General features: G+C 39.5%; 9 protein-coding genes and 1 pseudogene. 1 reads left to right on the top strand and 9 read right to left on the bottom strand.

Annotation, left to right across the window (positions count from 1 at the left end; translation table 11 throughout):
* The 7 genes and pseudogenes from HBN42_RS06140 to HBN42_RS06110 all read right to left on the bottom strand — a co-directional run.
* A pseudogene (locus tag HBN42_RS06140) lies at positions 1 to 183 on the bottom strand (tagatose-bisphosphate aldolase); the annotation flags it as partial.
* 1 nt (position 184) lies between these two features.
* The gene (locus HBN42_RS06135) at positions 185 to 1117 is read right to left on the bottom strand and encodes a tagatose-6-phosphate kinase (RefSeq protein WP_165994175.1); all 933 of its coding nucleotides are present in this window, start codon (positions 1115 to 1117) and stop codon (positions 185 to 187) included.
* An 8-nt stretch (positions 1118 to 1125) separates the two neighbouring features.
* A complete protein-coding gene (lacB, locus tag HBN42_RS06130) occupies positions 1126 to 1641 on the bottom strand; it encodes a galactose-6-phosphate isomerase subunit LacB (RefSeq protein WP_165994174.1) in 516 nt (171 codons plus the stop codon).
* A gap of 15 nt (positions 1642 to 1656) precedes the next feature.
* Positions 1657 to 2082 carry a galactose-6-phosphate isomerase subunit LacA gene (gene lacA / locus HBN42_RS06125; protein ID WP_165994173.1) on the bottom strand — a complete coding sequence of 142 codons (426 nt, stop codon included), beginning with the start codon at positions 2080 to 2082 and terminating at the stop codon, positions 1657 to 1659.
* Between the two features lie 109 nt (positions 2083 to 2191).
* On the bottom strand, positions 2192 to 3640 hold the full coding sequence (locus HBN42_RS06120; RefSeq protein WP_165994172.1) for a PTS galactitol transporter subunit IIC: 1449 nt from the start codon (positions 3638 to 3640) through the stop codon (positions 2192 to 2194).
* A 14-nt stretch (positions 3641 to 3654) separates the two neighbouring features.
* A complete protein-coding gene (locus HBN42_RS06115; RefSeq protein ID WP_165994171.1) occupies positions 3655 to 3960 on the bottom strand; it encodes a PTS sugar transporter subunit IIB in 306 nt (101 codons plus the stop codon).
* The gene (locus HBN42_RS06110; RefSeq protein ID WP_165994170.1) at positions 3953 to 4426 is read right to left on the bottom strand and encodes a PTS sugar transporter subunit IIA; all 474 of its coding nucleotides are present in this window, start codon (positions 4424 to 4426) and stop codon (positions 3953 to 3955) included. The genes HBN42_RS06115 and HBN42_RS06110 overlap by 8 nt, the downstream gene beginning before the upstream one ends.
* A gap of 309 nt (positions 4427 to 4735) precedes the next feature.
* Between HBN42_RS06110 and HBN42_RS06105 the strand changes: the two genes are divergently transcribed.
* Complete coding sequence (locus HBN42_RS06105) at positions 4736 to 5509, top strand: DeoR/GlpR family DNA-binding transcription regulator (RefSeq protein WP_165994169.1); 774 nt, start codon at positions 4736 to 4738, stop codon at positions 5507 to 5509.
* A gap of 17 nt (positions 5510 to 5526) precedes the next feature.
* On the opposite strand, the gene HBN42_RS06100 is transcribed toward HBN42_RS06105, so the two are convergent.
* Together HBN42_RS06100 and HBN42_RS06095 are read right to left on the bottom strand one after the other, a co-directional pair.
* A complete protein-coding gene (locus HBN42_RS06100; protein WP_165994168.1) occupies positions 5527 to 5727 on the bottom strand; it encodes a heavy-metal-associated domain-containing protein in 201 nt (66 codons plus the stop codon).
* On the bottom strand, positions 5727 to 7964 hold the full coding sequence (locus HBN42_RS06095) for a heavy metal translocating P-type ATPase (protein ID WP_165994167.1): 2238 nt from the start codon (positions 7962 to 7964) through the stop codon (positions 5727 to 5729). Before HBN42_RS06095 ends, HBN42_RS06100 begins: the two co-directional genes overlap by 1 nt.
* Positions 7965 to 7973: the final 9 nt, after the last annotated feature.

The following is a 7973-nucleotide window of genomic DNA, read 5'->3' as shown; positions in this document are numbered from 1 at the left end:
GGCTGTGAGTTCTTCAGAAACCAGAGCCTTCAGATCAACCATTTGTTGGCTACTTGGCTGACCCTCTTGATGGGCAGCCATCATCCGTTTCAGAGCACCCCTTTGATCAAAGGCCAGTGCTGAAATAATGCCATTTTTACTGACTTTTTCTAAAGACTTTCTTTTATTTGTTGTTAAAATCATCCTATACCTCTTCTACTTTAATGTCCTTGAATAACTTATCAAAATGAGCCATATTAACCTTCCCAGTAAGGTCTTCTTGGGCATTGAGCATGCCTAGAGTATTGGCTTTTTTTAGAAAGGTCTGATCATCATCTCCCTCAGCCAATGCCCAGGCAATGCCCGCTACCGTTGAATCACCAGAACCAACAGGATTTTTGACTGTAATTTTGGGAATCTTAACCTGATAATATTTGTCCCCATGCTTAGCAAATGCCCCATCTGCTCCCAATGAAACCACGATCCATTCAAGACCCTCAAAAAGATCATCTGCTAAAACTGCTTTCAAATTTTCTGGACTGGCTACAATTTTTTGTCTCACAATCGCTTCTAGTTCTTCAATATTTGGCTTAATAACAGTTGGTTTTTCTTTTGATTGTAAAACTGTCATTAAGGGGATTCCAGAGCAGTCAAGGACTGTTTTTTGGTGGTAAGTATTTGCCATAGCAATGAGCTTTTTATAATAATCTGCCTCTAGACCTTTTGGCAAGCTACCAGATAGCGTAATGACATCATAGAGCTTTTGAATGATACCCATATGATTAAGAAAGCCTTCGGCTTCATCCAGGTCAATATAGGGACCACTTTCTAAAATTTCAGTTTGGTTGCCTTCATGCAAAATGGCGATGCAATTCCTTGTTTCTCCTTTGATCTTGAAAAACTGGTTCTTAATTTGAGCCTGATCAAGCTCATGAATGAGGTAATCCCCTAATATACCACCAACAAAGCCAGTAGCAACAACCTCTTGTCCTGCTTGGGAAAGTACGCGTGTGACGTTTAAACCCTTACCACCAGCTGTTTTACGAGCTTTTCTAACACGGTTGACAGTATCAAGATGGAACTGATCTAAAGGGTAGGAAATATCAATTGACGGATTTAGGGTTACTGTTAGAATCATATTGTCTCCTAGTCGTGATAATCGCCGCGATCCCATTTCTCTAGAAATTCTGTAAAGAATTCAGGATCTTCTTGCTGGGCTGAGTGATTTTCAAGGTGGGCAATTTTGGCGATCAACTTTTTATTGTCCTCAGTTTCCTTATAGTCAGCCTTAATAAAGGCTTCAATAATATCACACATTAAAAGTTGGCCCGTAATTTTTCCACCAAAGCCAATAACATTAGCATTAAGCTCTTCTTTGGCATAGAGAGCTGTTGTCATGTCTCTAACCAGAGCTGATCTGATTCCTGGAACCTTATTGACGGCGTTGTTAATGCCAACCCCAGTCCCACAGATACATACCCCCAGATCGGCCTCGCCATTCATGATGGCTTCGCCAACCTTTTTTCCATAGATAGGGTAGTGGGTCCGTGTATGATCGTAGGTTCCATAGTCTAAAACCTCGTAACCTTTTGATTTCAAAAATTCTGATACCGCCATTTTTTCATCTGTTACAATATGGTCACATCCTATAGCTATTCTCATGTCATTTTTCCTTTCTTAGGCCATCTTGTTAAGCATGTCTACACGAATTTGGTGACGTCCACCATCGTATTTGCCTTCGACAAAGGCCTTGGCAATATTTTCTGCAAGTCCCGGTCCAACAATTTCAGATCCCATGCTGATCATCCGAGCATTATTGTGGCCACGGGTCATATAAGCAGAGCGCTCATCTGAAACCTCAGCAGCAATCATTCCTTTGATCTTACTTGCTACCATAAAAGGACCAGCGCCATAGGCATCAATCATAATGCCCAGATCTTCTTCTGATTGCTTGAGAGCATTAACTACAGCCAGAGTATTATCAACAAAATCCTTCTCGGGATCAGAGACATCTTCAACAGAATATCCTTTTTCAATGAGAAAACTTTTGATCTGGTCTTTTAATTGTTTTCCTTGTGCATCAGCACCTATAATAACAGTCATATGCGACTCCTTTTTTCTATATCTTCTAAAACTTTCTGCTCTTTTTTGAATGAAGCTAAAGTTATACACCAATAGTACTTCCATTGGTGTCAACTTTTATCTTTAATCTTTAATTTTTTTCTGCAAGGTAGGCTTCATTACGTACTTTCATTTGCTTAGCATACCAAGCAAAGAGTCCAAGGTAAATTGCCAAGAAAATGATGAGGGTAAAAATAGCTGTTAATTGGCCAGTTGTTGCCTGTCCAATCGTATAACCAAAGATTTTTTCCATTGGTCCTTCAAGTGTTGAATGGGTAATGAGAGATCCAGCTGGTGCTCCAGCAGGAAATGCTCCTACTTTTTTAGCTAATTCTGTAGCAAAAGGAGCAATCATTGTTCCAGAAAGAAGGAATAATGGCAGCAAGAGACTACCAAAAATAATCATGCGGATCAAACGACCACGCGTAACCACTAAGAGTGCTGGTGTCATCCCCATAGCAATAATCCCAGCCAAAGGTAGGATACCATTGCCCACTTTTGAAAGTAAGAGAGCCTCAACTAGCATAATAGGAGCTAGGATATTAGCACAGGCCCAGATCTCAGCTCGCCCAGCAATAAATGGCCAGTCAAGTCCGATATTGAAGCGTCGGCCGCCCATTTTTGAATTAGCAAAATTTGTAATCCCTTGTGACAGCGGCTCAACAGCTGCGATAAACCAAGAACCAATCAAGGAGAACAATTCCAAGCAGGCACCTGCAGTAAAGCCAAGTTCAAACCAATGTTTAACAGAAAGAACCTTAAGGTGCGGGTCACCCATAACACCAATAACAAAGCCTAGAATCATACCGATAAAAAATTTTGATCCCCAAAAACCAATTTTTTTGTTGAGCTTGGCAGCGTCAAAATCGTATTTATCAAGACCAGGGAAAAGCTTGTCAAAAATTTTATCAAGAACCATGATGATTGGATTCATCATATAATTCATATGAGTAGAGGTCATTGGAGAAGCTGGGCCTGTACCTAATAAGTCATCAAAAGTCGGCTTCATCAGATCAGAATTAATGATTTTTAAGACACCAACCAAGACTATTGCCAAGGTTGCAATGATTACTGATAAGACAATAGGAAGATGATTCTTAGCTGCATACCACATAATCAGCAAACCAGTGATGGATAAATGCCAAATATCAAAGATATCGACATCAAGGGTATTGGTTTTGTTCATGATAATCATGACAATATTGACAATTAACATGATGACTAAGAAATACAGGGTATAAGGAGAGCCCCAAGTGATGGTAGCTAAAGGTGCCCAACCCACGTCAATAATACTGAGACTGATGCCTGTGTTTTTAACAAAGGCCTGTAGGGACTCAGAAAAAGACGTTGTCAAGATTCCAATAATGGCTCCAATACCTGTTAAGGCAATAGCCAACTTGATCCCGCCTTCTAAGGCCTTGGTGAATTTAACTCCAAATAGCATGGCTAAGCCAGTCATGACAATTAACATAACCGGACCAGATCCAAGTTTTATAATGGGAGCAAAGACAGTATTGACAACATGTAAAAAATCATGCATTTTCCTTCTCCTCTTTATTTCAAATGATTTTCTTGAATAACCCGTTCTAATTCTGAAAAAACAGGTTCACTCATTACAGGAATGCGATACAAGATCGGCCCAGCTTCTACTGTTGGAATAGGCACGGTAAAGCCTAAGTCTGTTTTAGCAATAGGGGTAAAGATATCATAGCGTGAAACCATTTCTTCAGTAATGTCCTTAACCATTACAGCGTCACAATGAACCTGATAACCTCGTTCAGACATCTTGCTTTCAATAGCATCCTTAATCTGGTGGCTAGAATTAACACCGGCTCCGCATGCTGCTAAAATTTTAATCATTTTTCAATACTCCTTTTTCTATTAAGTAGTTTTTTAGTGACTCCTTATTGGGACCAATCTTCTCTAATTCTTTAATATTTCCCTTTGTCATAAAGAAATTGATCAGATTGGAAAGGATGGTCGTTTGCCCATCATTTTTATTGTTGACAATAAAAAAGAAATGTTTAACAGGACAATCTTCTTCTGGATTAATCATGTGTTTAAAAATCAAGGGACTGGCATTTTGAACATAAATTAGCTGATCAACCAAGCAATACTGTGTTTCTGTATGGGGAATAGCTGCGTAATAAAGATCGCTTCCATCCCTAAAGTCAATTTTTAAACCAGTTGGAAAGTCCTTTTCTCTTTCCTTTAAAGCCTTTTTGTAGTCATGACTGACAAAGCCAAATGATTCTAATTGATCAGCAACTTGGTTAAAGAGTTCATCCTGTGTTTGTGCCTGGGTCAACAAAATAGTATTAGCCATCAAACATCTCCTTCCAAAATAAGAAACAAAAGTATTCAGATTGAAAACAAGATCCTTTTTTTAAATCTTTTTATGTCTCTTCTAAAGTGCTAGAGTCAAAAAATTCTTCTTTGTTTGTCTTCTGAATGTTTGTTTTTGTTTGTTATTTGTTTTGTAATCGTTAACAATGTCATTATATATTATTTTTAAACATTTATCAACACATTTTAAAATATTTTGTTTGATTATGTTTTTAATTGTGTTTTATTGAAATGTTTTTCCCTTTATGCTATTATTAGGAAAAGAAAAGCCTGGAAAAGAGGAATCAGCGTGCTAAAGAGAGAACGTTTATTAAAAATCATAGAAAAAGTGAATCAAAAAGGCATCATAACGGTTGCAGAGATCATTGAAAATTTAGAAGTTTCTGATATGACAGCTAGGCGTGACTTAGATGAACTGGCTGCAGAGGGGAAATTATTACGTATCCATGGTGGAGCTCAAAGTATCTCAAAGCCCAGCAAGTTGGAAAAGTCAAACAGTGAAAAATTAACCGTTCAAACTCAGGAAAAAAAAGAAATTGCTAGTTATGCTAGTCACTTTGTTACGGAAGGGGAAACCATCTTCATTGGACCTGGAACGAGCTTAGAATTCTTTGCTGAAAGTGTCAGAACTAAGCATATCCGTGTTATCACTAACAGCCTACCAGTCTTTGAAATTTTAAAAAAGAGCAAAACGGTTGACCTACTCCTATTAGGTGGTGAGTATAGGGAAATAACTGGAGCTTTCGTGGGTAGTATCACCAGTCAAACCATTGCCAATTTAAAATTCTCTAAGGCTTTCATCAGTTGTAATGGCATCTACAAGGATGACATCGCAACCTATAATGAATCTGAAGGAGACATTCAAAAAATAGCTTTTAATAATGCTATTGAAAAGTTCCTCTTGGTTGATAGTAAGAAATTTAATACCTATGATTTTTCTATTTTCTATCAACTAAAGAATATTGATAAGGTTATAACAGATTCCTCTATCTCAAAAGAAGTCCAAGAAAGTTATCAGGCAAGGACAAACCTATTAATAGCAAACAAAAAAGAAGTTCACTAGAAGGAACTTCTTTTTTGTCAGTCTTTTTTGATGCTATAGGCTGTGCCTCTTAAAGCCCATTTGAGCAAGAAAGTTAGTGGCTTTCCACTAATCAGGGCTTCTTCTTTGTCAAGGTCAACCCGAACACTTTCCACTCCTCTAACTGAAGCAAGTTTTTTTCTGACCTTTTCAGCACAAGCCTGACAGGACATGCCTTTAATCTCATATTTGTTTTCCATTAGAACCTCCTCTTTGTCCATTTCATTCTTTTTAAGCGTAGGGCATTTAAAACCACTGAAATTGAGCTAAGGCCCATGGCAAGGCCAGCTAAGATGGGACTCAGCAAGGGTCCGCCAAAGAGATGTAAGATTCCCATAGCTACTGGAATCATTAGGATATTATAAATAAAGGCCCAGAATAAGTTTTCTTTAATAACCCTGATAGTCATTTTGCTTAAATCAATAGCTTTGACTAAATCCATCATAGGAGCCTTCATTAAAATCAGATCAGCCGACTCAATGGCAATATCAGTTCCAGATCCCATTGCGATCCCTATATCAGCTAAAGCAAGTGCCGGAGCATCATTAATGCCGTCACCGACCATGGCTATCACTTGATTTTCCTTTTTCAATTGGGCAATAATATCTGCCTTTTGGTCTGGTAAAAGCTGACTATAGACCTGATCAACACCAAGCTGTCTGGCAATAGAGTCTGCTGTTGATTTTTGGTCTCCTGTCAAAATGATCGTCTTGATTCCCCGCCCCTTAAGGGCTGCTATTGTCTCCTTACTATCTTCTTTGATCTGATCAGCTATCAGTAGATAAGCCCTCAGACGCCCATCCTTAGCAAGGTAAACCAGGCTCTCTTCCGGTCTAACAGTATTCACAATCTCTGCATCTAGCTGAATAGAATGTCTACGCATCAGTTGGCTATTACCCACACAATAACTAGCTCCATTGACCTCAGCCTCAATTCCCATACCTACTATGGCCTTGAAATCCTTCACTGCCACTAAGCTAAGACCTTCTTTTTTAGCCTCTTCTACAATAGCTGAGCTGATAGGATGTTCAGAATACTGCTCAATGGAAGCTACATCCCTAAGTAAGTTTGGATCTTTGCCTGCTGTAAAAATAAGTCTGCTAAGCTTAGGTTTACCCTCAGTGATCGTTCCTGTCTTGTCAAAGACCACACTATCAACCTCATGTAATTTCTCTAAGAACTCTCCACCCTTAAATAGGATCCCATTTTGGGCGGCACGGCCTGAAGCAACCATAATGGCCGTTGGCGTAGCTAAGCCCAGTGCACAGGGACAGGCAATAACTAAAACAGCAATGGCTGCAGTCAGTGAAAAGTTAAGGTCTTGCTTCATTAGAAAGAACCAGAATAGGCCTGTCAAGACTGATAAGGTAATGACTATTGGAACAAAGACCCCAGAAACCCGATCAGCTATCTGGGCAATGGGCGCCTTACTTTCTTGGGCCTCTTCTACTAGAGTGATCATTTGAGACAAGAAGGTCTCACTGCCCAGCTTATTGACCTTAACACTTAAACTTCCCTGGCCGTTAATGCTACCTGCGTAAACCTCCTGTCCCTTGGTCTTTTCATTGGGAATACTTTCACCTGTAAGCATAGACTCATCAATATAGGATCTTCCTTCAACGACTAGGCCATCAAGAGGGATCTTTTCTCCCGGTTTTATGATAATTTTATCACCCAGAGCTATGTCTTCTATAGGAACCATCTGAGCAGAGCCATCCTTAACTAACCTCGCTTCATTGACCCTTAAACTTAAGAGCTTTGAAATAGCCTGTGATGTTCTACTTTTAGACTTAGCTTCAAAATAATTCCCCAGGGTAATCAAGGTGAGAATGACTACTACTGATTCAAAGTAAAGCTGGTGGACGTAGTGGTTGTGACCAAGATAAATGTTAAAGAGGCCAAAAAGGCTACAGCAAAAGGCAAAGGATGTAGCCAGGGCTACTAGGGTGTTCATGTTAGGATGCCCTTTAAAGAGTGATGTGAAGCCATTGTGGTAAAAAGTTCGACCAAAGTAGAGGACTGGTAGGCTTAAAAGAGCTTGTACAAAGGCAAAGTTAAGGGGCTCTTGGTCTGCTGCTATGATACTTGGAACCGCTAGGCCTATCATGGGCCCCATGGCTATATAGACTAGGGGGATGGCAAAGACAGCTGATCCTAAAAACTCTTTCCATAGCTTGGAAGTCTGCTCTTTATGGCGCTGCTGACTTGATTTTTCCTGATAAGAATCATATAGTTTAGCTTTGAAGCCTGTGCCGGCAAGGGCTCTTTCAATATCTTCGGGGCTGACTTCTTTTTCAGGATAAGAAACTGTTAATTTCTCAGTTGTCAGATTAACACTGGCCTCTTGGACTTTGGGTATGTTCTTAACTGCCTTCTCAACAGTTAGGGCACAGGAGGCACAGGACATTCCTTCAATGAGATAGCTTTCTTTTGTCATCTTAGGTCT

This window comes from Streptococcus catagoni (assembly GCF_011421425.1).
Lineage (GTDB): Bacteria > Bacillota > Bacilli > Lactobacillales > Streptococcaceae > Streptococcus > Streptococcus catagoni.
The sequence above is the reverse complement of the archived record's forward strand: the minus strand, read 5'-3'. Positions and strand labels throughout refer to the sequence as shown.